Genomic DNA, 23,764 nt, shown 5'->3' on the forward strand with positions numbered 1-23,764 from the left:
CGCCAGTGCCGCCCGAAGCGGCACCACCAAGGCGGCGCCTTCCCGTCCCGCCGCGGCCCCGGCCGCCGCGCCAAAGGCGAAGGCAGCGACCCCGTCGCCAGCGCCCAAAGCCGCTACCAAACCGGTGGCGACAGCCGCCAAGACCGGCAGCGCCGCCGCGCCTCACAGCCGGCAGGCGAAGCCGGCCGCGACCCAGCCGGCGGCCAAGAAGCCAGCGACGAAGGCGGTCAGCCCGGTCGCCAAGCCGGCTCGGAGCGCGGCAACGACGGCGGCCCGGCTCGCGACACCGGCGCGCAAGGTGGCCAAGCCGGCGGCGAAGGCAGCGTCGCGGACCTCTGCAAGATCCCCCGCCAAGGGCGTGGGACGCAGCTCCGCTACGGTGCGATCGGCCGCGAAGTCGACCTCCGTCCGGGGTCGAGCCAAGCCGGCGCAAAAGCGATCGGCCAAGCCGCAGCGCAGCGCGCGACCGGTGGCGAAGCGACAGGCGGCGCCCGCCCGGGGACCCTCCCGCCCGGCCAAGCCGGCCGCCAAGAGCTCCCGGGCGATCACGCGACCCGCGCCGAAGAAGCCCAGCGGTGGCCCCCGACGACCGTCTGCGCCGGCAAAACGGAGCAGGGCAGCGCCAAGGTCGAAGCCGAAGCCGATCGCAAGAGGGAAACCGACATCGAAATCGCAGTCGAAGTCGAAGGCGAGCGTGAAGCCGATTGCCAGGGCGAAACAAGCTCCGAAGAAGGGAGCGGTCAGGAAGCCGACGTCCGCTCGCAGCGCTCCAGTTCGCAAGCCAACCCGACCGGCGGCCACTCCGACCGGGACCACAAGGCCGGCACCAAAGCCGGCCAAGCCCAGCGCCAAGAGGCCGGCCAGGCCGGTGCGCAAGCCCCAGGGTCGGTCGGGGCGGCGCTGAGCCGAGCGGTCAGCGATCGGGCGGACCTGTGGCCGGGTACACCCCCCGACGCGACGGAGGAAGCAGCTCCGCGACGCGCGCCGCGATCTCGTCGGCAATGGCCGGGTCGTCGCGGCGTCCGGTGAGGTCGAGCTCGAAGGGAACGCCGTAGCGGACCACGATCTCCGGGCGCCGCCACAGTCCGACCCGCCGAGCACCGTCCTCGTCAACGCCGCTGACCGCGACGGGGAGCACGGTTGCGCCCCCGCGCCGCGCCAGGAACCCCACTCCCGCCTCGGCGCGGTGCATGGTGCCGTCGCGGGAGCGCGTGCCCTCCACGAAGATGAGCAGTCGTCCGCGACGACGCAGCACATCGAGCGCGCGCGTCACCGCGCGGCGATCAGCCCCGCCGCGGTCGACCGGGATGCAGTTGCAGCCCGCGAGAAACCATGCGACCGGGCGAGCAAAGTACAGCTCACGCTTGGCCATGGCGAACAGCGTGCGCGGGAAATAACCTCCGAGGATCATCGGGTCGAGGTTGCTGGTGTGATTGCTTGCCACCAGGAGGGGACCGTTACGAGGGATGTTGGCCTCCCCGACGATCCGCAGACGACGTCGCGACAGCAGCCGTAGGTAGAGCCGCGACAGCAACGCCGCGATCCGGTAGCGCCACGGACGGCGATCGTCGTCACGGACCGGGAACTTCTCGGGAAAACCCTTCACGGGACTGGCCATTGAGCAATGGTGCAGGAGAGGCGGGACGGTGCGCCACCTACAATCCGGCCCAGCCCCTTTAGCTCAACGGCAGAGCAGCCGGCTTTTAACCGGTTGATGGAGGTTCGACTCCTCCAGGGGGCAGCGTCAGCTACGCCGCCGGCGTTTGCGACGCCGAGTGGCCGCCGCTCCCGTACCCGCCGGGCGGCTGCGACGCGCCGAGCGTCGACCAGGCGACTGCACCCGCGGGGGGGGTCACCGCCGGCGTCATTCCCCATCTGCTGAATGTGGTCGTGCTCGTGGTGGTTGTTCCGGTGTCGGTCACCGTGGCGACATATGAGACGGGAAGGTTGGAGCCGGCGGCGATGTCGAGGTGCGCAGAACCGGTCGCTCCCTGCTGCGCCGGCACCGCCCCCGCGATCCTCCTGGCGCCACCGCCGAGCTGCTTGATCGACGAGGGCGTCAGCCCTGCCTCCTGGACCTGGTCCCCGACCGTGATTCCCGGCGCGACAACTCCGTAGGGAGCGTCACCGCTCGAGACAGAAACCCATCTGTCCGCCAGGCCGGGGGCGCTTGCCGCCGGCACACCGAGCTGATCCTGGAGAGCCGGACCGTTGCCCTGGAAGTACACCGTGCCGTTCATCAGCAGCAGGGTGAACTTCTCGGGACCGTACGTGGAGTCCATGGTGATCAGCTGGTTGCCGCCGTCCTGGCCGGCGTCGCCCGTGATGGTCTGGTTGCCGTTGCTGCCCTTCGATACCGCCACGTAATGGAAACCGGTGGAGCTGTTGGCGGCGCTGAGCGCCTGTTCGTACAGCGCGGTGGCGTGGGTCACGGCAGCGCTCGAGGGTGACGGGGCCAGGGTCGCCGTGCTCGACGGGGTGGCGTGGGTGCCGCGGGTCAGCAGGCCCAGGGGCACACCCACGGCCACGCCGGCGATCAGCGCGCCGGCCACCGCGGCTGCAGCAGGGAGGGAGCGCCTGGGCCGTCCCGGCAAGCCCGATGGGGGTGGTGGCGGCGGCAGCGGCGGGGCCAGCGCGCCGGGCCCGGGCGGTCCCGGAGCCAGGTCGAATCTGTCTGGTCGGACGTCGGTCATGGCTGAATATCCTGCAGGGTCAACCCTTACGGTTGCCTTTCGGCATCCCGTTCCGGGAGCCAGCGAAGCTCGCGCGGGCCAGAGACGCCGGCGTCGGCCAGGTACTCGCGCAGACCGTCGACAATGTGCACCGCGGCAACGGGATCGGCGAACGTCGCCGTGCCCACCTGGACGGCGTCTGCTCCGGCCACCAGGAAGTCGACGGCGTCGCCCGCGTCGCTGATCCCCCCGACGCCGATCACCGGGATCCTGACCACCTGGCGCACGGCGGCCACCGCGGCCAGCGCCAGCGGCTTGATGGCCGGGCCGCTCAGACCACCCGTCCCGGACCGCGGCAGCACCGGCCGGCGCAGGTGACGGTGGATCTTCATCCCCACGAAGGTGTTGACCGCCGAGACCGCGTCCGCGCCGGCGGACTCGACAGCGACGGCGACCGCTGCGATGTCGGTGACGTTGGGGCTCAGCTTCACGATCACGCACCGTCCGGTGACCGCGCGGACCGCGGCCGTGACGCGCGCAGCCTCCTGCGGGTCGCGACCGAGGTCGAGGCCGTGCGTGATGTTGGGGCAGGAGATGTTCAGCTCGTAGCCGTCGACACCGGGTGCGGCATCGAGGATGCGCACGCAGTCGACGTACTCGGCGACGCTGGCGCCGGCGACGTTGACGACCACCGCGCACGTCCACTGTGCAAACCGCGGTGCGTACTCATGCGCGACATGCTCGACGCCGGGGTTCTGCAGCCCGATGCTGTTGAGCATCCCGCCCGCGGTCTCGGCGACGCGCGGAGGTGCGTTGCCGGCGCGGGCGAGCCTGGTCGTCCCCTTCGTGTAGAGGGCACCGACACGATCGAGGTCGATGAGCTCGGCGAGCTCGAAGCCGAAGCCGGCGGTGCCGCTGGCCAGGCCCACCGGGTTGGCCAGGCGCAGCCCGCGGCCGAGGTCGACGCCCATGTCGACACTCATCTCGGTGCTCGCATCGGTCATGCGACGTGCGCCGGGGGAAGACGCATGAGCTCGTCCCAGGCCACCAGGCGGATCGACATGACCGGTCCGTCGCTACAGCAGAGCGCCCACTGCGACGCGCCGTCCCCGCGGTGGACGGGCAGCGCGCAGCCAAGGCAGGTCCCGAAGCCGCAGCCCATCGGGGCCTCCAACGACACCTCGACAATACGCGGAGGCGTCCTGCCACCGGCGAGTGTGCGCGACAGCGCGGCGAGCATCGGGTTGGGTCCGCACGCGTACACGGCGGTGGCAGCGTCGAGGTCATCGGGGATGCCCGCGGTCACCACGCCCCGCATGCCCCGGCTGCCATCGACCGTCAGCTCGACGACATCGACATCGGGGTCGCCGCGGGCGAAACGATCCGGTGGGTAAAGAAGGTCCGCGCTGGCCGCACCGCTCACCACCGTGACCTGCTGACCGTGGCCTCGCAGGGCGCGGACCAGGAGCGGAAAGGGGGCGCAGCCGAGTCCACCGGACAGGCACAGCGATCGCGGCGCACCCGTGTCCACCGTGAAACCGACGCCGAGAGGACCCAGGGCGGTGAGTGGGTCGCCGGGCCGGAGCGAGGCGAGGATGCGAGTGCCTGCCCCTACCGGTGCGAGGATGAACGCGACCACGTCAGCCTCGCTCCACGCGACGCTGAACGGCCGGCGCAACAGCGGGCTGAAGCCATCGCCGCAGCGCAGCTGCGCGAACTGGCCGGGGAGCGCCGTGGCGGCGAGGTGCGGCAACCGCGCGCTCACCTCGACCATGCCACCACCGAGGACCTCGACGGCGACGACCTCGCCATGCTCGTCGCGCACCTCGCGCAACGAACGGCTCACGGCATCGCCCCGACGGCGCCCTCGCGATACGCCCGTACCGGGCCGATGGCGAACCACTCGCCGGCCTGCTGCCGGATCATGGCGTCGACCAGGGCTGCCGCGGTGTCCAGGGAGGTGCAGCAGGGGATGCGGCGCTGCTCGGCGGCAAGCCGGATGCGATAGCCGTCCTTCACCGTGCGTCCGGCCGCAGCGACCGACGCCGCACCGTCGGCGGAGTAGTCCAGCTCGTCGGTGGCCAGGTGCGAGACGGTGTTGATGACCAGCTGCACCTTCCCCTCGTCGATCACGTCGATGACATTGGGACGTCCGTGGCCGAGCTTGCCGACGGCGACGGCGCTGATCCCTGCGTGCGCGAGCATGCTCACCGTGCCACCTGTCGCGTACAGCGTGAAGCCGAGCGCGCTGAGCTGCGCCAGGATCGGCAGCGCCTCGGCCTTGTCGGGGTCGGCGATGCTGCACAGCACTCCACCTGACGTCGGCACCGAGCCGAGGGCGGCGAGGAAGGCCTTCTCGAGCGCGGCACCGAGGTCGACGTCGATGCCCATGACCTCTCCTGTCGACTTCATCTCCGGCCCGAGGACGGTGTCGACGTCGGTGAGCTTGACCGTGGAGAAAACCGGCGCCTTGACAGCGACCAGCGGGCGCGGCGCAACCAGGCCGGTGCTCCAACCGAGGCCGGCAAGCGTCTGCCCACCCATGACCCGCACCGCCAGCTCGACCATCGGCACTCCGCTGACCTTGCTCAGGAACGGCACGGTGCGCGACGCGCGTGGGTTGACCTCGATGACGTGGGCGCGGCCGCGGTAGACCACGAACTGGATGTTGCAGAGGCCGCGCACACGTAGGGCGATGGCGATGCGCACGGTGTCGGCGACGATCTGGTCGCGCACCGCCGGGTCGAGTCTCGGCGCCGGGTACGCGGCCATCGAGTCGCCGCTGTGCACGCCGGCACGCTCGATGTGCTCCATCAGTCCCGGCACCACCACGGTCTCGCCATCGCAGATGGCGTCGACGTCGACCTCGGTGCCGAACAGGTACTTGTCAACCAGCACCGTGCCCCGCCGCTGGGAGCCGTCCTCGGGCAGCACCGCCATGGCCGCGACCAGGTAGCGCTCGAGTGCGTCGCGACTGTGCACGACCTCCATGGCGCGCCCGCCGAGCACGTAGGAGGGCCGCACCAGCACCGGATAACCGATACGGTCGCCGATCTCGATCGCCTCTGCGAGATCCGTGGTCGCGGCCCCGCTCGGCTGCGGGATGCCCAGCGAGCGCATCAGCGCCTCGAAGGTGCGCCGATCCTCGGCGGCGTCGATGGTGTCGACGTCACTGCCCAGGATGGTCACCCCGGCGGCGTGGAGCGGCCGCGCGAGGTTGACCGCGGTCTGGCCCCCAAACTGCACCACAACTCCGCGCGGCCGTTCGGCGGCGATCACCGATAGCGCCGACTCTGCGTCGAGCGGCTCGAAGTACAGCCGGTCGCTGCAATCGAAGTCGGTGCTGACCGTCTCGGGGTTGCTGTTGATCATCACCGCCTCGAGCCCGGCGTCGCGCAAGGCCTGCGCTGCCTGGACGCTGCAGTAGTCGAACTCGATGCCCTGGCCGATGCGAATCGGCCCGCTGCCGAGAACGACGACGCAATCGGCGTTGGCGACGGCGTCCTGTCCCTCGTCCTCCATCTCGTAGGTCGAGTAGTAGTACGGCGTTTGCGCCTCGAACTCCGCCGCGCACGTGTCAACGCACTTGTACGCGGGACGCAGGCCGAGCGCTTCGCGGCGCGCACGGACGTCCACTGGTTCCTCGCCGCGCAGCTCGCCGATCCGCGCGTCACCGATGCCGAGGTGCTTGGCCTCGGCGAGCAGCTCGGTGGAGGGATCGCCCCAGCGGATCCGCTCCTCGCACTCCACGATGGTGTGCAACCTCTGCACGAACCACGGCGCGATCGTGGATCGGCGCGACACCTCGCTCACCGTTGCGCCCCCGCGCAGCGCCTCCATGACCGCGAAGGCGCGTTGGTCGTTGGCACTCTCGACGAGCACGTGATCGCGGACTGACGCGGGATCCGGCCGGCGCTGCTCGAGGGATCGGATCGCCTTGTTGAAAGCGGCCTCGAAGCTGCGCTCGATGGCCATCACCTCACCGGTCGACTTCATCTGCGTACCCAGCCGGCGGTCGGCGTCGGGGAACTTGTCGAAGGGCCAGCGCGGGATCTTCACCACGCAGTAGTCGAGAGCCGGTTCGAAGGCCGCGCAGGTGCGCCCGGTGACCGCGTTGGGAATCTCGTCGAGACGGCGCCCGGCCGCGATCTTGGCGGCCACCCGCGCGATCGGGTACCCCGTCGCCTTGGACGCCAGCGCCGAGCTCCGCGACACCCGCGGGTTCACCTCGATCACGAAGTACTGGTGGCTCTCCGGGTGCATGGCGAACTGGACGTTGCAGCCACCCTCGATGTCGAGCGCCGAGATGATCCGCAGCGCCGCGCTGCGCAGTTGTTGATGCTCGCGGTCGGTCAGGGTCTGTGCCGGCGCGACCACGATGGAGTCACCGGTGTGCACCCCCATCGGGTCGAGGTTTTCCATGTTGCAGACGGTGATACAGGTCCCGGATGCATCGCGCATCACCTCGTACTCGAGCTCGCGCCACCCTGCCAGAGAGCGCTCGATGAGCACCTGGCTGATCGGGGACGCAGCCAACCCCGCGCCGACGCGCTCGGCCAGCGTCTCATCGGTCTCGCAAAACCCCCCGCCCGTGCCACCGAGCGTGAACGCCGGTCTCACCACCAGTGGCAGCCCCACCTCGGCAGCGAAGGCCCGCGCCTCCGACAGCGACGACACCGTGAGCGACACCGGCACGGGCTCACCGATGCGGTCGAGCAGCGCCTTGAAGAGACCACGGTCCTCCGCGGTGCGAATCGACTGGAGGGAGGTGCCGAGGACGCGCAGGCCGTACCGCTCGATGACGCCCGCATCGGACAGCTCGACGGCAAGGTTGAGAGCGGTCTGGCCGCCAAGCGTGGCCAGCAAACCATCGGGACGCTCCGCAGCGATGATCCGCTCGAGAACCCCAACGGTCAGCGGCTCGACGTACACGGCGTCGGCAACGTCGTCGTCAGTCATGATCGTCGCTGGGTTGCTGTTGACCAGCACCACGCGAATTCCCTCTTCGCGCAGAGCCTTGCACGCCTGCGTCCCAGCGTAATCAAACTCGGCAGCCTGCCCGATGACGACGGGCCCACTACCGATCACAAGCACGCACTGTGGTTTGGCACCGGACGCCACGGACGCCGAAGCAGACTGTCTGAGCGAGCCGGCCTGCCGCCCGTCGCCCTCGCCGGTCCTTGCAGGGGTTTGGCACATGCGAAGGAACTCGTCGAACACCTCAGCGCGGTCCTGCGGGCCCGGCGCACCCTCGGGGTGGTACTGCACACTGAACGCCGGCAGCTCGCGATGGCGCAGTCCCTCGACGCTCTGGTCGTTGAGGTTGCGCTCGCTGACGTACCAGCCGCTGTCGGGCGGGATGCTGTCGGCATCCACCTGGAACTCGTGGTTGTGTGAGGTGACCCGAACCGTACCGCGCTCGCGGTCGCCGACGGGATGGTTGCCGCCGTGGTGCCCGAAAGGCAGCCGCGAGGTGGTCGCGCCGATGGCCCGGCCGAGAACCTGGTGACCGAGGCAGATGCCGAGCAGCGGGATCCGCAGCTCCAGCAGAGCGCGCGTCAGCGCCACAGGGCCATCGAGACGCACCGGGTCGCCCGGGCCGTTGGAGAGCAGCACCCCGTCCGGCCGCTGGGCGAGAACGCCGTCGATGCCAGCGTCGTGGCGGACAACGATGACCGTGGCGCCGCGGCTGCGCAGGGCGCGCAGCTGGTTGTACTTCACGCCCATGTCGACAACCACGATGCGTACCTCGCTGAAGAGGTCGCGTGTCCCGGCAAGCTCGACGACGCGCTCCAGCGTGGCGTCGAGTCGCTCGCCCCAGTCGATGACCGGCTGATCGTGCGCGACCGCGGCGACCAGGTCCTGGTCGGTGACGGTCGGCGCCCGGCGTGCCGCCTCGACCTGCTCGGTGGCGCTCATCGCCGCCGACGCCGCGATCACCCCGCGCAGAGTGCCATGGTCGCGCAGATGGCGCGTCAGCGCGCGGGTGTCGACACCCCGCAGGCCGGGGACGTTCCAGCGACGCAGCTCCTCGTGCAGCGTGCGCTCAGCGCGCGCGTGTCCCGCGTCGAGGGACAGCTCGCGCACCACCAGCGCGCGGCAGTGGACGCGGTAGGACTCCGCGGTGTCATCGCGGCAGCCGTAGTTGCCCATCAGCGGATGGGTCATGACCACCACCTGTCCGGCGTACGAGGGGTCAGTGATTACCTCCTGGTAGCCGGCCATGCAGGTGTTGAACACGACCTCACCGTTGCTCGCCGCCACATCGGCACCGAACAGCCAGCCGTCGAACACCGCGCCCGAGTCGAGCGCCAGCCTGCCCGCGATCGGCTCAGGCACCGGCAGCCTCCACCAGCTGCGCCGGCCAGGGCAGAAGTCTGTCGTCGTGGTGGACGATGCCGCCGTCCCTGATGGTGAGCATCACCCGGCCGCGCAGACGGGTGCCGCGCAGCGGCGTGTTCTGTGACAAAGAGAATCCCGCCGAGTCTCCGACCGTCCATTCAGCCGCGGGATCGAAGAGCACGCACGTCGCAGCCTCACCGACGCGCAGTCGCGGGGGGCGTCCTGTCACGGCGTCGCCGAGAATGCGGTGCGGCCCCGTGGTGAGACGCTCCAGAAGCACCGGGATCCAGTCACCGTGCATCCCACCGAGGGTGATGCACGCCGCCAGCGCGGTCTCCAGCCCGATCATGCCGGGTGCCGTCGTGGCAGGGTCACCGCGCTTCTGGTCGGCGCGATGCGGTGCGTGATCGGTGGCCACGGCGTCGATGACTCCTTCGCGAAGCCCCTGGATCAGCGCGTCGCGATCGCGTTCGGCTCGCAGTGGCGGGTTGACCTTGAGCAGCGCCGGGGGATCGGGGACCTCCGCCGCAGGCAGCCACATCGCCAGGTGGTGGGGCGTCGCCTCGGCGGTGACCGCGAGGCCGTCGGAGCGGGCCTGGCGCACAAGCTCGACCGAGGCGGCGGTGGAGAGGTGCTGCAGGTGGAGGCGGCCGCGCCCGGCCGTCCGCAACGCCTCGAGCGCCGCGCGCACCGCCGACGTCTCCGCGTCCTCGGGCCGGTCGACGGCGCGCGTGACCGGACCGCCGCCGTGGTTGCGCGCGGCGATCATCGCTTCGTCCTCGGGGTGGACGAGAACGGTTCGCGACACGTCGGCGGCGCGGCGCAGCAGCTCGGTCAGCACCGGGATCGGGGCGGCGTTGCGTCCGTCGTCGCTGAAGGCGACCGCACCGGCCGCGGCGCACCGCGGCACGTCGACGATCTCTGCGCCATCAAGCCCACGGGTCGCGGCGGCCACCACCATCACCTCGATGGGCGCCCCAGTGGCGCGCGCGCGCGCTTCAGCGATCCGCTCCGGCGTGTCCACCGGCGGATCGGTGTTGGCCATCGCCACGATGCGCGTGAACCCTCCGGCTGCCGCTGCCCGGGCGCCGGTCTGCACCGTCTCTGCGGGCTCGTCGCCCGGCTCGCGCAGGTGGACATGCAGGTCGGTGAAGCCGGGCGCGAGGATGCATGGCGCCTGGCCCGGCGCCCGAGTCAGGTCGATGACCGGCACCGTGCCCTCGTCGATGCTGCGATACATCGCGATGATCCGCCCCTCGCTCAGCCACACGTCCTGGCCGGTCAGGTCGATCCCGTTCGAGGGATCGATGACGCGCACACCGCGGAGGATGCAGTTCATCGTTCTGCCTCCATCATCCAAGCGCCGTCGACACCGTCGACCTCGCGCAGCCGCACCGCCACGCGCTCGCTCGGCGCGGTGGGAACATTCTTGCCGACGTAGGTGGCGCGCATCGGCAGCTCGCGGTGGCCCCGGTCGATGAGCACGAGCAGCTCGACGGTGGCCGGACGGCCCTCGTCGATGAGCGCGTCGAGCGCGGCCCGCAAAGTGCGCCCTGTGAACAGCACGTCGTCGACGAGTACCACCACGCGGCCGTCGATGCGGGGCGGCTCGGTGCCGTCGACGGCGCTGAGCGCGCCGGGGCGTGGGCGCGCGGGCCGGGGCCGATCGTCGCGATAGTCCTGGAGGGCGAGCGCCGCCAGGTCGGGCGCGGGACTGCCGAGAGCCGCCAGGGCACGCCCGATCCGTCCCGCGAGCGGGACGCCACGGGTGCGGATGCCGGCGAGGACGATCGGCTCGCCGTCGTGCCGCTCGGCGATCTCGTGCGCGAGCCTCATCACCGCTCGCGCCACGGCCATCTCGTCGAGCAGTCGCGGTCGCCCCTCGAGCGACTGAAGTGCGCCGTTCATGCCAGCAGCAGCTCGAGGAGAGCCATGCGCAGAGCGACACCGTTGGCGGCCTGACGGAAATAGGCGGCGCGCGGATCCGAATCCACCTCGGGGTCGATCTCGTCGACGCGCGGCAGCGGATGCATGACCACCGAGGTGGCCGGCAGCCGCTGCATGGTGGCCGCGTCGATTCGTATCGCACCGCGCGCCCTTTCGAACTCTGCCGGGTCGGTGAAGCGCTCCTTCTGCACCCGCGTCTGGTACACGACGTCGGCGCTCCCGATGACGTCGTCGAGGCGGGGGCTGAGCTGGTAAGGAACGTGACGGTCATCAAGGAGGGCGCGGATGTCCGGCCCCACCTGGACCACGTCCGGCGCCACGAAGCTGATCCGGACCCCGTCGTAGAGCGCGAGCAGCCGGGCCAGCGAGCGCGCTGTGCGGCCGAACCGCAGGTCGCCGCAGATGGCCACGTGCAGCCCCCCGATGCGGCCGAGCTCCCGCTCGATGGTGAAGAGGTCGAGCAATGACTGGGTAGGGTGCTCCCCCGGTCCGTCGCCGGCGTTGATGACCGGCACGGTGGCCACCACGGCCGCCTGCGCGGCGGCTCCCTCGCGATCGTGACGGAGCACGATGACGTCGGCGTAGGCGCACACCATGCGGATGGTGTCCTCGAGGGTCTCGCCTTTCATCGCGCTGGAGAAGACGTGGGCGGCCTCGGTGCCCAGGACGGAGCCGTCCAGCCGGAGCATCGCCGACTCGAAGCTCAGCCTGGTCCGCGTGCTGGGCTCGTAGAACAGCGTCGCCATGATCCGGCCGGTGAGGCTGTGGCCGCGCGTTCCCTCCAACGCGGTGGCGCGCGCGAAGAGCGCATCGAGCAGAGGGCGATCGAACTGGGCGGCACTGATGACGTGGTCCAGCGTCCCCGCTCGAACCGCCATCACGTCAACCCTCCGGGACCGCAGCCCGCGCGGAAGGCGCGCCGTCAGCAGACGACGATGCGCATCCCTTGCCGGCCTCACGGGACCTGCTTGAAGTGGATTCGTCCACGGCACTGTAGCGCAGCGGCGACGGTGGCCGTGGCGCCGGGCGGGCTGCGCTAGGCTGGCCCCATGGATGTGAGCGCGCTCGGCCGCCTCCTGCTCGTGGTCGGGATCGCGGTGGCGATCGTGGGCGGCTTCCTCGCCCTCGGCGGCCGTCTGCCCTTCGGACGTCTCCCCGGAGACATCTCCGTCCAGGGCCAGAACACGAGCTTCTTCTTCCCCATCGCGAGCTGCATCGCGCTGAGCGTGGTGCTCACCATCGTGCTCAACATCGTCTTCCGACGCTGAGCCCTCGAGCCCACCGGCGTGCAGCCGATGGGCTGACACGCTGGCTCAGGAGAGAAACGCGTCCGACTCGTACTGGTCGAGGTTGAGGATCCACGCCTCGGTGAGCTTGCCGTCGCGGAAGTGGCAGACATGGGCATACGGCTGGTCGAGGGACTTGCCGTTGCGCTCGCCGCTCGCCCGGGCCAGGGCCACGGCGTGGTCGTCGCTGGCGAGGATGTCGTGCAGCTCGACCTTGAAGGTGCCGTTGGTCAGCTCGAACTGCTTGACGAAGGTGGCGATCACCGCCTCCGGGCCGCGGTGGTCGCCCGCCAGCGGATTCTTGCCTTGGTTGTGCCAGACGATGTCCTTGTCGAAAAGCTCATCGCGGAGCATGTCGAGGTTGCCTGTCTGGAAGGCTTCGTATCCCCTGCGAAGCGCCTCTGCATTGGCGGTTGCGGTGTCAGGCATGCGCCGACCTCCGGTCGTTAGCGCTCTTCAGCCGAGCGCGGGGCACGCAGCATACCGCGGCCCGGCGGCCACCTTGATGACCTCGCCGCCGTCAGAAAACAGGGGTCTCGTGGTAGACGCCGAAGACCTCGCGGAGCGCGGCGACGATCTCCCCCTCGGTGGCGCGCGCGCGGACCGCGTCGATGATCGCCGGCATCGTGTTCTCCGTACCGGCAGCGACCTCCTTGAGCGCGTCCAGCCGCGTCGCCACGCTGGTGTTGTCCCGGCCCTCGCGAAGCTGCGCCAGCCGTTCGGCCTGCTCACGTTCAACCTCGACGTCGATGACCAGCACCTCGGGTGATTGACCGCCGGCGACCTCGGTGAACGCGTTGACCCCGACGATGACCCGCTCGCCGGAGTCGAGCTGGGACTGGTAGTGGAACGCCGCTTCGGCGATCTCGCGCTGCGGGTACCCTTCGGCGATGGCGCTGAGGATGCCTCCGCGCTCCTCGATCGCCGTGAAGTACTCCTCCACCGCCGCCTCCATCCTGTTGGTGAGGTCCTCGATGAACCAGCTGCCGGCGAGCGGGTCGGCCACCGAGGGGACGCCCGTCTCATAGGCGAGGATCTGCTGGGTGCGCAGGGCGATCTGCGCCGCCTTTTCTGTGGGCAGCGCCAGCACCTCGTCCATCGAGTTGGTGTGCAGCGATTGGGTGCCCCCGAGGACCGCGGCCATCGCCTCGAACGCGGTGCGCGCGATGTTGTTCTCGATCTGCTGGGCGGTGAGCGAGCACCCGGCGGTCTGCGTGTGGAACTTCAGCTGCAGGCTCTTCGGGTTGGAGGCTCCGTACCGCTCCCGCAGGCGCCGCGCCCAGATTCGCCGGGCGGCGCGGTACTTGGCGATCTCCTCGAAGAAGTCAATGTGGCTGTTGAAGAAGAAGCTGAGCCTCGGCGCAAAGTCGTCGACGTCGAGTCCCGCGGCGATCGCCGATTCCACGTAGGCGAACCCGTCGGCCAGAGTGAAAGCCAACTCCTGCGCGGCGGTGCTGCCCGCCTCGCGGATGTGATAACCGCTGACCGAGATGGGGTGCCAGCGCGGCACCTTCTCGGCACAGAATGTGACCACGTCGGTGACCAGACGCATCGACGGCTGGACCGGGAAGATGAACTCCTTCTGGGCGATGTACTCCTTGAGGATGTCGTTCTGGAGGGTGCCGCCGAGACGCTCGATGGGAACTCCCTGCTCCTCGGCGACGACGAGGTACTGCGCGAACACGATCGGCGCCGGCGAGTTGATGGTCATCGAGGTGGTCACACGACCGAGGTCGATGCCGTCAAAGAGGGTGCGCATATCTTCGACGGAGTCGATGGCGACGCCGCAGCGGCCCACCTCGCCGAGCGACTGGGGCGCGTCACTGTCGTGGCCCATCAGCGTGGGCATGTCGAAGGCGACAGAGAGGCCGGTCTGGCCGTGGTCGAGAAGGAAGCGGTAGCGCTCGTTGGTGTCGGCGGCGCTGCCGAAGCCGGCGAACTGGCGCATCGTCCAGAGCTTGCCGCGGTACATCGAATCGTGGATGCCGCGCGTGTAGGGAAACTCGCCCGGCACGCCGAGGTCGCGCTCGACGTCGAGGTCGGCAACGTCGTCGGGCCCGTAGCTGGGCTCCAGGGAGAGGCCTCCCAGCGTGTCCTCGGGGACCGCCGGCGCCAGCCGCCGGGGCTGGATTGTCTGTGCCATCAATGGGCTCCGCCTGTGTTGGCGTTGAGGATGCGGTCGGCGATGGCGTAGGGGTCGACGCCGCGGAGATCGCCGCTCAGCTCGGAACCCATTGTGCCCTCTTCGAGCTCCCGTCGCGCTCGGTCGGCGGCGCGTTCGACGACGATCGCCTCGATCTCTGCCTGAAGGCGCTCGCGACGGCGGCGCTCCAGCTCGCCGCTTGCGGCGATGGCCACGTGGTGCCGTTCGATGGCATCGAGCAGCTCATCGACTCCGGCGCCGCTGGTGGCGCTGGTCTGCACCACGGGCGGCTTCCAGTCGCTCGTCCCCTTGGTCTGACGGACCAGGTCGCGCAGCTCGCGGGCCACCTTGTCCGCGCCGGGCACATCGGCCTTGTTGACCACGAAGATGTCGGCGATCTCGAGGATGCCCGCCTTGAGGATCTGCACGCTGTCACCGGACACCGGCGTGGTCACCACAACGGTTGTGTCCACCGTCTGCATCACCTCGAGCTCGCTCTGGCCCACTCCGACCGTCTCGAGCAGGCAGCGGTCGCGTCCGCTGGCGTCGATGAGACGGATCGCCTCGCGGGCGGCGCTGGCCAGCCCCCCGAGATGCCCCCGGGCGGCCATGCTGCGGATGTACACGCCGTCGTCGCCGGTGTGGCGCTGCATGCGCACCCGGTCGCCGAGGATGGCGCCGCCGCTGAAGGGGCTGGACGGGTCGACGGCGATCACCCCGACGCGATGCCCGGCCTTGCGCCAGCGGGTGATCAGCTGGTCGCAGACGGTGCTCTTGCCGCTCCCGGGAGGGCCAGTGACGCCGACCACGTGGGCGGCGCCGGCGCGGCCGCGCACTCCCCGGATCACCTCCTCGGCGGCGGGATCGCGATCCTCCACCAGCCGTATGGCCCGGGCCAGGGCGCGCACGTCGCCCTCGAGAAGCCGGGTGGCGATGTCCATGCGGGCCGAGTGTAGCCGCGGGGTCCGGGCACGCCGATCGGGAGCGTCGAGGCGAGTCGGCCTTCTCGTACCATCGCCCGGTGAGCGTTCCCGAGGCGCCGTCGCGCCGGCGGCGGCAACGCAGGTCACGACGACCACGGCGGGGTCCCCGCGTCCTCGCCGTCGCCGGCATCTTGCTCAGCTTCGCCGTCGCCGGCGCCGCCGGCGCTGCCTTCTATTTCTCGCCTGCCATCGCGGCCGCCTTCCAGGACTTCGGGCACGGCATCCACCAGGGAACCGCACCGAGCACGAGCCCATCGGCAGCCGCGCCGGTCAGCCAGCCGGTCGCCGTGGCCTCCAGCGCACGCGCGTTCACGGTGCTGCTTCTCGGCTCGGACAACGACGCCAAGTTCCCGGGGGGCGCCGTGCTCACTCAGTCGATGATCCTAGCCCGGGTGGACCCGGTGACCAAGCACGTCACCATGCTCTCGATCCCGCGCGACCTCTACGTGCCCCTCTCCACCGGGGGCACTGACAAGATCGACAAGGCGTACCTCCAGGGTGGAGCCGATGCCGCGATCGCCACGGTGGAGCGCGACTTCAACGTGCATATCGACCACTTTGCCTGGATCGGTCTGCTCGGCCTGGTCCACCTCATCGACAAGGTCGGCGGCGTCGACGTGGTGGCCAGCAACCCGGTCCTCGACGACTTCTATCCCAAGGACCTCGGCGGCAACAATCCGTACGACATCGAGCGGGTGGCGGTGCTTCCTGGACCCCAGCACATGAACGGGCTCCAGGCGCTGCAGTACGTTCGCTCGCGACACGACGACCTGCGCAGTGACTTCGGGCGTTCGGCTCGCCAGCAGCAGGTGCTCCTGGCGTTTCGGGCCAAGGCCAAGCTGCTCGGCATCGCCGACGTGCCCGACATCGCCGGCGCGATGAGTGGCCAGTTCACCACCGACATGTCGGTGGCCCAGGTGGGCGACCTGTTGCCCATCGCCGGCAACGTCTCGCTCAGCAACGTGCAGCAGGTGGTGCTGCAGCCGCCTTACTCCGCGCCACAGATCATCGGCTCGCAGAGCGTGGTAGTTCCCAACTGGGACCTGATCCTGCCGCTCGTACGCAAGTACTTCCCGCAAGCGTGAGGCGTCTGCGGTTCTTCGTCGTCCTCCTGGTGCTGTGGACGGCGTTCGGGCTCGGCGTCAACCGCTTCCTCGACAGCCGCAAGTCCACATTGATCACCCATCCCAACGCAGTCGCGCCCACCGCGGAGACACCGGCGCTGAGCCTGCCCGGGACCATCTACGTGAGCCAGGCGGGGCACCTCTACCGCTTCCGTGGCGGCCAGTTCACAGACATGAACCTGTCCGCACAGGCGGGGTCGTGGATTCAACCGGCGTTGGCAACATCAGGACAGTTGCTCGTGGTGGCGCGAGCGTCGAATTTCAGCGACATCTACCTCGTCGACGCGGCCACCGGCGCGATCGTCAAGAAGCTGACGTCGAACGCCACCAAGACGCCGAAGGTCGAGCTCAATGCCTGGTCGTTCTGGCCACACCTTGCCGCCGACGGCGCCACGCTGATCTCCGGCTACGACGGTCCCAAGACCGGTACCACGTACGAGGTGCACCTGGCGGTGTGGTCGGGCCAGCTCACCGGCAAGGTGCTGACCAGGCAATGGACGCAGCCAGACGCGTACACCGGAGGCGATGTCTCGCCCGCGCCACTCCCCGGCGGCGGGGTCCTGTACTCCAAATACTCGCTCACCGACAAGGCGCAGATCATCTCGCGCATCGTCAGCGTTGCCGGGCCGGGTGCCCCGCCCGTCTATCTCACAGGGGGCGCCGATGACTGCGCGGAGCCCGCGGTCAGCCCGGACGGCAGCAAGCTCGCTGTCATCTGCACCTCCGACACGCAGACCGCCAGGCTCGAGGTCTTCCCGCTGACCAAGGGCGCCGCCGGCGTCCCGCAGGTGATGGTCAACAACTGCCTGTGCGCCTCGCCGGCCTGGTCGCCGGACGGCAGTGCTCTCCTCTACCTGGCTCCCGCGGATGCCACCGGCCACTTCCAGCTGTGGTGGATGGATCACGCCGAAACACCGACGCCAGCCGCACCGAAGAAGGTCACGACGCACCTCGACTTCGACGCCACCTCGGCGCCGGTGTGGGCGCCCTAGAAGAAGACGCCGGCGAGCTCGTACAGCTCGATGGGAACGCGCCGCTGCTCCGCGACGACGTCGCTCATGGCAGCGATCTCCACCGATCCGCCACGCACCACCGGCATCATGCCCCAGCGTCGCTCGGCGACCAGACCATACGCGGCAACCCCAACTCTGGTCGCCCACACGCGGTCGTACGCAGTCGGTGAGCCGCCGCGCTGGGTGTGGCCAAGGACGGTGACGCGTGTCTCGTGGCCGGTGCGCTGCTCGATCATCGCGGCGAGGCTCTCACCGACGCCGCGCTTGCTCAACTGGGCGTGGCCGAACGCATCGGTTGCGGCCGCCGCCTCGGCGCTGGTGACGCCGTCCATCTGCACGCCCTCGGCGACCACGATGATCGAGAAGTCGCTTCCCTGCGCCCGACGGCGGTCGAGATGAGCGACGACCTGGTCGAGGGTGAGCGGAAACTCCGGGATGATGATCAGGTCCGCGCCACCCGCCAGGCCGCCGGTGACCGCCACCCACCCGGTGTCGCGGCCCATGACCTCGACCACCATCACCCGGTGATGCGAGGCGGCGGTGGTGTGGAGGCGATCGAGCGCCTCGGTGACGATGCTCACCGCGCTGTCGAAGCCGATGCAGTAGTCGGTGACGCTGAGGTCGTTGTCCATCGTCTTGGGAACGCCGACCACTGGTGCGCACTGCTGAGCCAGCCAGGAGGCGACGCTCAGCGTGTCGTCACCGCCGATGGCGACGAGCGCGTCGAGCCGGGCGGCACGCAAGTTGCGCAGACATTCCTCGAGACCACCCTCACGCTTCATGGGGTTGACCCGCGAGCTGCCGAGGATGGTGCCACCCAGCTGCAGGATCCCCGAGAAGGCGGAGCGATCCATCTCGACGTGGTCGCCCTCGCCGGTGAGCCCTGCCCAGCCGTTGCGGACGCCGACGACCGTGTCGCCCTCTGATAGCGCCGAGCGAGCCACGGCGCGAATAGCGGCATTCAGCCCCGCAGCATCGCCGCCGCCGGTGAGGACGCCGACGCGCATCGGGGCGGCGCGGGTCAGGCGCCCACGCCGGGCGTGTTGAGGAAGGTGTTCTCCTCGTCCTGCCCGAGGATCACTACGACGCCAGCGCCGGCAGTGGGAGCCGCCGTCGTCGCCGATGCCCCCCCGGTCGCCGTCGGGCTCGGCGGCTTGGTGACGCTGACGCCGAAGAACTTGGCGAACCACGCTGCTGTGGCGGCGTCCTTGCCAGCGCTTTCGTCGATGACCTGGGTGGTCGCGGAGCGACGCACGACGCCGCCGTCCGTGGTCGTCAGGGACATGTACTTGAAGAGCTGGGCCCAGCGCGCCGAGGCGTTGAGCGCGCGGCCGCTGCCGTCCTCGATGGTGACCGCCGCGTGCCGGCCGAGCACGGCGGAGTCGACGAAGACGTTCTGCACGTAGTGGGCGATCTCAGCGTAGGTGCGGTCGTGCGCGTACATGTACGCGGCGCCGCAGTTGGCCGGGTACCCGCACTCGTACAGGAAGTTGGTGTCGTCGAAGCTGACGTGCAGGACCGACTTGGTGTCGACGTCCTTGAGAAGCGAGTACAGCGCTTCGAGGTCGTTGACGTGCAGGTCGGTGACCACGTTGTCGCCGAGGCTGTTGAGCAGGTCGGGCAGGCTCCCCAGGCCACCGAGGCTGACCACCTTCTGCTTGAGCGCGGCGACCACCAGCTGCTGGCGGCGGCTGCGCGCGAAGTCCGAGCCCTCGCCGTTGTCGTTTGAATGGCGGGAGCGGGCGAACTGGAGTGCGCGGGTTCCGTTCAGGTGCTGCGCGCCGGCGTTGAAGTCGACCGTGGTCAGCTGGCAGTTCTCGTTGGGCCCCGGGCTGCACTCGCCGGCGGGGTACGCGTAGTCGGTGAAGCTGTTGGGAGCGACGACGTCGACTCCACCGACCGCGTCCACCGCCGCCCTGAACGCCGAGAAGTCCACGCCGACCCAGTGATCGATGTGGATGCCGAGCAGATGCTCGAGCGTCGGGTTGGCGACGGCGCCACCCGCGGTCGGGTCGGTGGCCGGAACAGGGCCCTGGCCGCTCATGCCGTCGGCATACGCCTGGTTGATGCGACTCGACCCGGTCTGGCCATTGGCCAGCTGGATCGGGACGTACCAGTCACGCGGGATGCTGATCTCGGCGACCGCCGGCGGTCCGTTCAGCTTTGGCTGCACCGAGATGATCATGATCGAGTCGGTCAGATACGCGCCGTCGTGGCCGAGGCCGCCGTAGCCGTAGACGGCGAAGTTGATGCGGTGCAGGTTGGTGCTCGCCTGGTTGATGGTCGAGCTGTTCTTTCCACCGATGAGGTCGCCGATGACACCGAACGGGTTCTGCCTGGTGAGATGCGCCAGACCGACCACGGTTCTGACGGCGAAGATGCCCGCCAGGAGGACTGCCGCGGTGGCGATCAGCGCGATCACACGTCTGGTGCGCAGCCAGGGAGGCGCGAGGTTGTAGCTGGAGCGGCGTCGCCGCGTCGAAGAAGCCATATGTCTCGTGTCCAAGGATGTGTGCGGCGCGGCCGCGATGCATCGCTGCGCACTCTTGCGAGTTGCGCCCGGGCTCCCGAGTGAAACGTGGGCAGGGACGTGGGGTGACGCCGGAGTGAGGCTAGGGTAGCGCACCGCAGCGCGCCTGGGCCGCGCGCACGAGGGCGGCGCGACAGCGAACGCCTGTACGTCAAAGGTCAGTCGCGGAGCAGCGAGCGGGCAATCACCAGGCGCTGGATCTGGTTGGTTCCCTCGTAGATCTGCGTGATCTTGGCGTCGCGCATCATCCGCTCCACCGGGTATTCGTTGACGTAGCCGTAGCCACCCAGCACCTGGACCGCATCGGTGGTCACCTTCATGGCGGCGTCGCTGGCGAGCAGCTTGGCGAGCGCCGCGAAGTGGGTGACCTCGGGCGAGTGGTCGTCGATCAGCTGCGAGGCGTGGTACACGACGGCGCGAGCGGCCGCCGTTTGCGCCTCCATGTCGGCGATCATGAACTGGATCGCCTGGAACTCCGCGATCGCCTTGCCGAACTGCTTGCGTTCGCGGGCGTAGCCGACCGCATAGTCGAGCGCGCCCTGGGCGATGCCCAGCGCCTGCGCTGCGACGCCGGGCCGGGAGCGATCGAGGACGCGCATGGCGAGCCCGAAGCCGCTGCCCTCCTCACCGAGAAGGTTGGCGGCGGGCACGAGCACCTCATCGAAATGCAGCTCCGCGGTGTTGCTGCCGCGGATGCCAAGCTTGCCGTGGATCTGCGTTGCGGTGAAGCCCTTCAGCTCCCGCGCATTGTCGAGAACGAATGCGCTGACCCCGCGCGCTCCGCCCTTGGGGTCGGTCTTGGCAAACACCACGATGGTGTCGGCGACGCCGCCGTCAGTGATCCAGATCTTGCTGCCGGTGATGACGTAGTCATCGCCCTGCCGCGTGGCTCGCGTCTCCATGCCGGCGGCGTCGCTGCCCGCGCCGGGCTCGGTCAGCGCGTAGGCGGCAAGCTTCTTCCCGCTGGCGAGGTCGGGGAGGAAGTGCTGCTTCTGCTCGTCGCTGCCGCCGAGCATGATCGGGTACGCGCCGAGCGCCTGCACGGCGAGGATCAGCGCGCTGGTGGCGCAGGCCTTGGCGACCTCCTCGATAGCGAGGTTGAGTGTCAGCGCGCTCCCTGACAGGCCGCCGTACTCCGCGGGGAACGGCAACGCAAACAGATCGTGGGCGCGGAACATCTCGACGACATCCCAGGGGAACTCGCCAGTGGCGTCGATCTCGCGGGCGCGCGGTGCAATCCGGTCGCGGGCCAGCTCGCGAACGCTCTGCTGGATGAGCTGCTGCTCCTCGTTGAGGCGAACGTCCACGTGCTGCGTGCTCCAAGGGCCACGGCGGCCGGCCGGCGAGAACCCCGGGATTATGCGCGGCGCAGCAGTGAGCGCGGCCCGCTCCGCTGCAGGCTCAACCGTCGAAGACGGACCTGCTGATCACCATGCGCTGAACCTGGTTGGTGCCCTCATAGATCTGGCTGGCCTTGGCGTCGCGCAGCCTGATCGCGGCGGGGTGATCCTCGCGCCCTGAGTCGGGCGCGCACATCTCCACGGCCGCCCCGGCCGCGGCCACGCAGGTGTCGGTGGCATACAGCTTGGCGATGGAGGCGTCGCGGGTCATCGGCTGGGACAGGTCGGCGAGCCGCGCCGCGTGGGCTGTGAGCAGGCGTGCCGCGACCGTGCGCGCATGGATGTCGGCGAGCAGCGTCTCGTCGACGTCCCTCCCGTCGCGGCGCGCCGACGACACCACGTCGTCGAGGCAACCCTGGGCGATCCCCACCGCCTGGGCGCTGATGCCGATGCGCCCGCTGTCCAGCGCGGCCATGGCGACGCGGAAGCCCATGCCCTCGTCGCCCAGCCGGTCGGCGCTGCCGACGGACACGCCGTCGAGGACCAGCTCACCCGTCCACGACCCCGCCAGCCCCATCTTGTGAAGCGGCTCACCGGTGTTCAGCCCGCGGCTGTCCGCACCGACGATGAACGCACTGATGCCGCGCGGTCCCGGCGCGGTCCGGGCCATGACCACGTAGACATCCGCCGCGCGGCAGTTGGTGATGAACGCCTTGGTGCCGGTGAGCCTGTAGCCGTCGCCGTCGCGCTCGGCGCGGGTCGACAAGCCGGCCGCGTCGCTGCCGCTCCCCGGTTCGGTGAGGGCGAACGCAGCGGTGTGACGACCGGAGGCGATGGCGGGGAGATGGCGTTGCAGCTGCGCGGGCTCCCCGAACAGCAGCAGTGGCTCGCTGCCCACGCTGAGGTGGACGTCGAGGATCACCGCGCTGCTGGCACACACCCTCGCCACCGCCTCGACGAAGCGCGCGAACTCGACGTGGCCCGCGGCGGCGCCTCCATAGCGGGTGGGCAGGAGCAGCCCAGCCAGTCCCCGCTCGCCGGCGGCGCGCACCAGGGCGTCGGGTGACAAACCCTGTCCGCGCGCCATCTTCGCGGCGTAGGGACGGATGACCTCATCGACGAAACAGGCGGTGAGCTCGGCGATGGGCGGGGCGACCGGCGCCTCAGTCGACACGGACCAGCGTCGCTTCGCCCTGCGCCATGCCGCTGCAGATTCCCGCCGCACCGTAGCCGCCACCGCGGCGGCGCAGCTCGTACAGGAGCGTCATGAGGATCCGGGCACCGCTGGCGCCGATCGGGTGGCCGACGGCGATGGCTCCGCCATTGACGTTGACGCGCTCGGAGTCGACCTCGAGCATGCGCGTGCTGGTGATCGCCACCGCCGCGAAAGCCTCGTTGATCTCGATGACCTCGAGCCGGCCGGCGTCGACCTCGCCGCCGGTCCTGGCCATCGCCTTTTCGACAGCGATGGCCGGAACTGTGGCGAGGTAGGGATGCGCAGCGGCCGATTCCGCGTAGGTGATCCAGCGGCCCAGCACGGGGAGGCCGGCGGCGGCGGCGCGCTCGGCGCTCATCAACAGGACCGCGCTGGCGCCGTCGTTGATGCCCGGTGCGTTGCCGGCGGTGACCGTGCTGCCCTCGCCGAACGCTCCGCGCAGCGCCGCCAGCTTCTCGATGGTGGAGTCGGGACGGGGCTGCTCGTCGCGTGCTACGGACCTCTCTCCCACCGCCACGGGAACGATCTCATCGACGAAGCGTCCGTCCGCAAGCGCGGCCGCATACCGCTGCTGCGAGCGCAGCGCCCAGTCATCCTGCTGCTCACGTGTCACACCCAGCTCGGCGGCGATCTCGCTGCCGTGCACGCCCATGAGCACGCCGTCGGCGGGGCAGCACAGCCCGTCGCGATACACACTGTCGACCGCGGCCCGGTCGCCGAGGCGCGCACCGAAGCGCTGGTCCTCGAGCAGGTACGGCGCCCGCGACATGCTCTCCATGCCGCCGGCGACGACCACCTCGGCCTCGCCGGACGAGATCAGCAGTGCGCCCAAGTTCACCGCTTTGAGAGCGCTCGCACACACCTTGTTGATGGTGAACGACGACACGCTCGATGGCAGCCCGGCTTTCAGCCCCGCCTGGCGAGACGGCACCTGGCCCTGACCGGCGCCGATCACGTTGCCCATGATGAGCTGATCAACGTCGCCGCCCTCGGTGCCGGTGCGCTCGAGCACCTCGCGGATCACCCGGGCGCCGAGGTCGGTGGCGGCCAACGCGGCCAAGCCGCCGCCCAGCTTGCCGAACGGCGTGCGCGCCGCGGCCACGATGACCACATCCTTCATGGACGCAATCTACAGCGGCGGGACGAAGCGCAGGCCGGGCTGTTGCGC

Annotated in this window: 20 protein-coding genes, 1 tRNA gene and 1 pseudogene; 4 read left to right on the top strand and 18 right to left on the bottom strand. The window is 69.9% G+C overall.

Going from position 1 to position 23,764, the window contains the following annotated elements; all coding sequences use genetic code 11:
- Nucleotides 1-162 precede the first annotated feature (162 nt).
- Nucleotides 163-876, bottom strand: a complete 714-nt coding sequence (locus JF886_RS14385) for a hypothetical protein (RefSeq protein ID WP_337313636.1) — start codon at nucleotides 874-876, stop codon at nucleotides 163-165.
- A 37-nt stretch (nucleotides 877-913) separates the two neighbouring features.
- The gene (locus JF886_RS14390; RefSeq protein ID WP_337313638.1) at nucleotides 914-1,618 is read right to left on the bottom strand and encodes a lysophospholipid acyltransferase family protein; all 705 of its coding nucleotides are present in this window, start codon (nucleotides 1,616-1,618) and stop codon (nucleotides 914-916) included.
- A gap of 52 nt (nucleotides 1,619-1,670) precedes the next feature.
- Between JF886_RS14390 and JF886_RS14395 the strand changes: the two genes are divergently transcribed.
- Nucleotides 1,671-1,741: transfer RNA gene (locus tag JF886_RS14395), tRNA-Lys, on the top strand.
- A gap of 7 nt (nucleotides 1,742-1,748) precedes the next feature.
- On the opposite strand, the gene JF886_RS14400 is transcribed toward JF886_RS14395, so the two are convergent.
- The 8 genes and pseudogenes from JF886_RS14400 to pyrB form a co-directional block, all read right to left on the bottom strand.
- On the bottom strand, nucleotides 1,749-2,693 hold the full coding sequence (locus tag JF886_RS14400) for a hypothetical protein (protein ID WP_337313640.1): 945 nt from the start codon (nucleotides 2,691-2,693) through the stop codon (nucleotides 1,749-1,751).
- Between the two features lie 26 nt (nucleotides 2,694-2,719).
- Entirely contained in the window at nucleotides 2,720-3,676 is a 957-nt protein-coding gene (locus tag JF886_RS14405) for a dihydroorotate dehydrogenase (RefSeq protein ID WP_337313642.1), read from the bottom strand.
- Nucleotides 3,673-4,518: a dihydroorotate dehydrogenase electron transfer subunit gene (locus JF886_RS14410; RefSeq protein ID WP_337313644.1), complete on the bottom strand. Its 846-nt coding sequence runs from the start codon at nucleotides 4,516-4,518 to the stop codon at nucleotides 3,673-3,675. The genes JF886_RS14405 and JF886_RS14410 overlap by 4 nt, the downstream gene beginning before the upstream one ends.
- Complete coding sequence (carB, locus tag JF886_RS14415) at nucleotides 4,515-7,793, bottom strand: carbamoyl-phosphate synthase large subunit (protein WP_502711440.1); 3,279 nt, start codon at nucleotides 7,791-7,793, stop codon at nucleotides 4,515-4,517. Before carB ends, JF886_RS14410 begins: the two co-directional genes overlap by 4 nt.
- Before the next feature lie 78 nt (nucleotides 7,794-7,871).
- Nucleotides 7,872-9,011: pseudogene (gene carA, locus JF886_RS16965) on the bottom strand (glutamine-hydrolyzing carbamoyl-phosphate synthase small subunit); the annotation flags it as partial.
- Complete coding sequence (locus tag JF886_RS14420) at nucleotides 9,004-10,353, bottom strand: dihydroorotase (protein ID WP_337313648.1); 1,350 nt, start codon at nucleotides 10,351-10,353, stop codon at nucleotides 9,004-9,006. The gene JF886_RS14420 and the pseudogene carA, both read right to left, overlap by 8 nt.
- The gene (gene pyrR / locus JF886_RS14425; RefSeq protein WP_337313650.1) at nucleotides 10,350-10,922 is read right to left on the bottom strand and encodes a bifunctional pyr operon transcriptional regulator/uracil phosphoribosyltransferase PyrR; all 573 of its coding nucleotides are present in this window, start codon (nucleotides 10,920-10,922) and stop codon (nucleotides 10,350-10,352) included. Before pyrR ends, JF886_RS14420 begins: the two co-directional genes overlap by 4 nt.
- Nucleotides 10,919-11,839: an aspartate carbamoyltransferase gene (pyrB, locus tag JF886_RS14430; RefSeq protein ID WP_337313747.1), complete on the bottom strand. Its 921-nt coding sequence runs from the start codon at nucleotides 11,837-11,839 to the stop codon at nucleotides 10,919-10,921. The genes pyrR and pyrB overlap by 4 nt, the downstream gene beginning before the upstream one ends.
- Before the next feature lie 171 nt (nucleotides 11,840-12,010).
- Here pyrB and JF886_RS14435 point away from each other — a divergent pair, with 171 nt between their 5' ends.
- Nucleotides 12,011-12,229 carry a DUF2905 domain-containing protein gene (locus JF886_RS14435; protein ID WP_337313652.1) on the top strand — a complete coding sequence of 73 codons (219 nt, stop codon included), beginning with the start codon at nucleotides 12,011-12,013 and terminating at the stop codon, nucleotides 12,227-12,229.
- A gap of 45 nt (nucleotides 12,230-12,274) precedes the next feature.
- Here JF886_RS14435 and JF886_RS14440 read toward each other — a convergent pair whose 3' ends face one another.
- The 3 genes from JF886_RS14440 to meaB form a co-directional block, all read right to left on the bottom strand.
- Nucleotides 12,275-12,676: a nuclear transport factor 2 family protein gene (locus JF886_RS14440; RefSeq protein WP_337313653.1), complete on the bottom strand. Its 402-nt coding sequence runs from the start codon at nucleotides 12,674-12,676 to the stop codon at nucleotides 12,275-12,277.
- Between the two features lie 91 nt (nucleotides 12,677-12,767).
- Complete coding sequence (locus JF886_RS14445) at nucleotides 12,768-14,390, bottom strand: acyl-CoA mutase large subunit family protein (RefSeq protein WP_337313655.1); 1,623 nt, start codon at nucleotides 14,388-14,390, stop codon at nucleotides 12,768-12,770.
- Nucleotides 14,390-15,331 (bottom strand): methylmalonyl Co-A mutase-associated GTPase MeaB, encoded by a 942-nt coding sequence (gene meaB / locus JF886_RS14450; protein ID WP_337313657.1) that lies wholly within the window; start codon nucleotides 15,329-15,331, stop codon nucleotides 14,390-14,392. Before meaB ends, JF886_RS14445 begins: the two co-directional genes overlap by 1 nt.
- Nucleotides 15,332-15,411: 80 nt before the next feature.
- Here meaB and JF886_RS14455 point away from each other — a divergent pair, with 80 nt between their 5' ends.
- Nucleotides 15,412-16,458, top strand: a complete 1,047-nt coding sequence (locus JF886_RS14455; protein ID WP_337313659.1) for an LCP family protein — start codon at nucleotides 15,412-15,414, stop codon at nucleotides 16,456-16,458.
- Nucleotides 16,455-17,489 (top strand): TolB family protein, encoded by a 1,035-nt coding sequence (locus JF886_RS14460; RefSeq protein WP_337313661.1) that lies wholly within the window; start codon nucleotides 16,455-16,457, stop codon nucleotides 17,487-17,489. The genes JF886_RS14455 and JF886_RS14460 overlap by 4 nt, the downstream gene beginning before the upstream one ends.
- Here the strand turns inward: JF886_RS14460 and JF886_RS14465 are convergent.
- The 5 genes from JF886_RS14465 to JF886_RS14485 form a co-directional block, all read right to left on the bottom strand.
- Nucleotides 17,486-18,517 (bottom strand): 6-phosphofructokinase, encoded by a 1,032-nt coding sequence (locus JF886_RS14465; protein WP_337313663.1) that lies wholly within the window; start codon nucleotides 18,515-18,517, stop codon nucleotides 17,486-17,488. The genes JF886_RS14460 and JF886_RS14465 overlap by 4 nt on opposite strands.
- A 14-nt stretch (nucleotides 18,518-18,531) precedes the next feature.
- Nucleotides 18,532-20,001: an LCP family protein gene (locus tag JF886_RS14470; RefSeq protein WP_337313665.1), complete on the bottom strand. Its 1,470-nt coding sequence runs from the start codon at nucleotides 19,999-20,001 to the stop codon at nucleotides 18,532-18,534.
- Between the two features lie 197 nt (nucleotides 20,002-20,198).
- Nucleotides 20,199-21,347 carry an acyl-CoA dehydrogenase family protein gene (locus JF886_RS14475; RefSeq protein ID WP_337313667.1) on the bottom strand — a complete coding sequence of 383 codons (1,149 nt, stop codon included), beginning with the start codon at nucleotides 21,345-21,347 and terminating at the stop codon, nucleotides 20,199-20,201.
- Nucleotides 21,348-21,441: 94 nt separating this feature from the next.
- The gene (locus tag JF886_RS14480; RefSeq protein WP_337313669.1) at nucleotides 21,442-22,554 is read right to left on the bottom strand and encodes an acyl-CoA dehydrogenase family protein; all 1,113 of its coding nucleotides are present in this window, start codon (nucleotides 22,552-22,554) and stop codon (nucleotides 21,442-21,444) included.
- A complete protein-coding gene (locus JF886_RS14485; protein ID WP_337313672.1) occupies nucleotides 22,544-23,716 on the bottom strand; it encodes a thiolase family protein in 1,173 nt (390 codons plus the stop codon). Before JF886_RS14485 ends, JF886_RS14480 begins: the two co-directional genes overlap by 11 nt.
- Nucleotides 23,717-23,764: the final 48 nt, after the last annotated feature.

It is taken from the genome of Candidatus Aeolococcus gillhamiae (assembly GCF_016464765.1).
In the GTDB taxonomy this organism is placed as follows: domain Bacteria; phylum Chloroflexota; class Dormibacteria; order Aeolococcales; family Aeolococcaceae; genus Aeolococcus; species Aeolococcus gillhamiae.

Bases quoted from the DNA above. Each gene is read 5' to 3' on its own strand.
- JF886_RS14390 (WP_337313638.1), bottom strand. From the start codon at position 1,618: ATGGCCAGTCCCGTGAAGGGTTTTCCCGAGAAGTTCCCGGTCCGTGAC.
- JF886_RS14400 (WP_337313640.1), bottom strand. From the start codon at position 2,693: ATGACCGACGTCCGACCAGACAGATTCGACCTGGCTCCGGGACCGCCC.
- JF886_RS14405 (WP_337313642.1), bottom strand. From the start codon at position 3,676: ATGACCGATGCGAGCACCGAGATGAGTGTCGACATGGGCGTCGACCTC.
- JF886_RS14420 (WP_337313648.1), bottom strand. From the start codon at position 10,353: ATGAACTGCATCCTCCGCGGTGTGCGCGTCATCGATCCCTCGAACGGG.
- pyrR (WP_337313650.1), bottom strand. From the start codon at position 10,922: ATGAACGGCGCACTTCAGTCGCTCGAGGGGCGACCGCGACTGCTCGAC.
- pyrB (WP_337313747.1), bottom strand. From the start codon at position 11,839: ATGGCGGTTCGAGCGGGGACGCTGGACCACGTCATCAGTGCCGCCCAG.
- JF886_RS14435 (WP_337313652.1), top strand. From the start codon at position 12,011: ATGGATGTGAGCGCGCTCGGCCGCCTCCTGCTCGTGGTCGGGATCGCG.
- JF886_RS14440 (WP_337313653.1), bottom strand. From the start codon at position 12,676: ATGCCTGACACCGCAACCGCCAATGCAGAGGCGCTTCGCAGGGGATAC.
- JF886_RS14445 (WP_337313655.1), bottom strand. From the start codon at position 14,390: ATGGCACAGACAATCCAGCCCCGGCGGCTGGCGCCGGCGGTCCCCGAG.
- meaB (WP_337313657.1), bottom strand. From the start codon at position 15,331: ATGGACATCGCCACCCGGCTTCTCGAGGGCGACGTGCGCGCCCTGGCC.
- JF886_RS14465 (WP_337313663.1), bottom strand. From the start codon at position 18,517: ATGCGCGTCGGCGTCCTCACCGGCGGCGGCGATGCTGCGGGGCTGAAT.
- JF886_RS14470 (WP_337313665.1), bottom strand. From the start codon at position 20,001: ATGGCTTCTTCGACGCGGCGACGCCGCTCCAGCTACAACCTCGCGCCT.
- JF886_RS14485 (WP_337313672.1), bottom strand. From the start codon at position 23,716: ATGAAGGATGTGGTCATCGTGGCCGCGGCGCGCACGCCGTTCGGCAAG.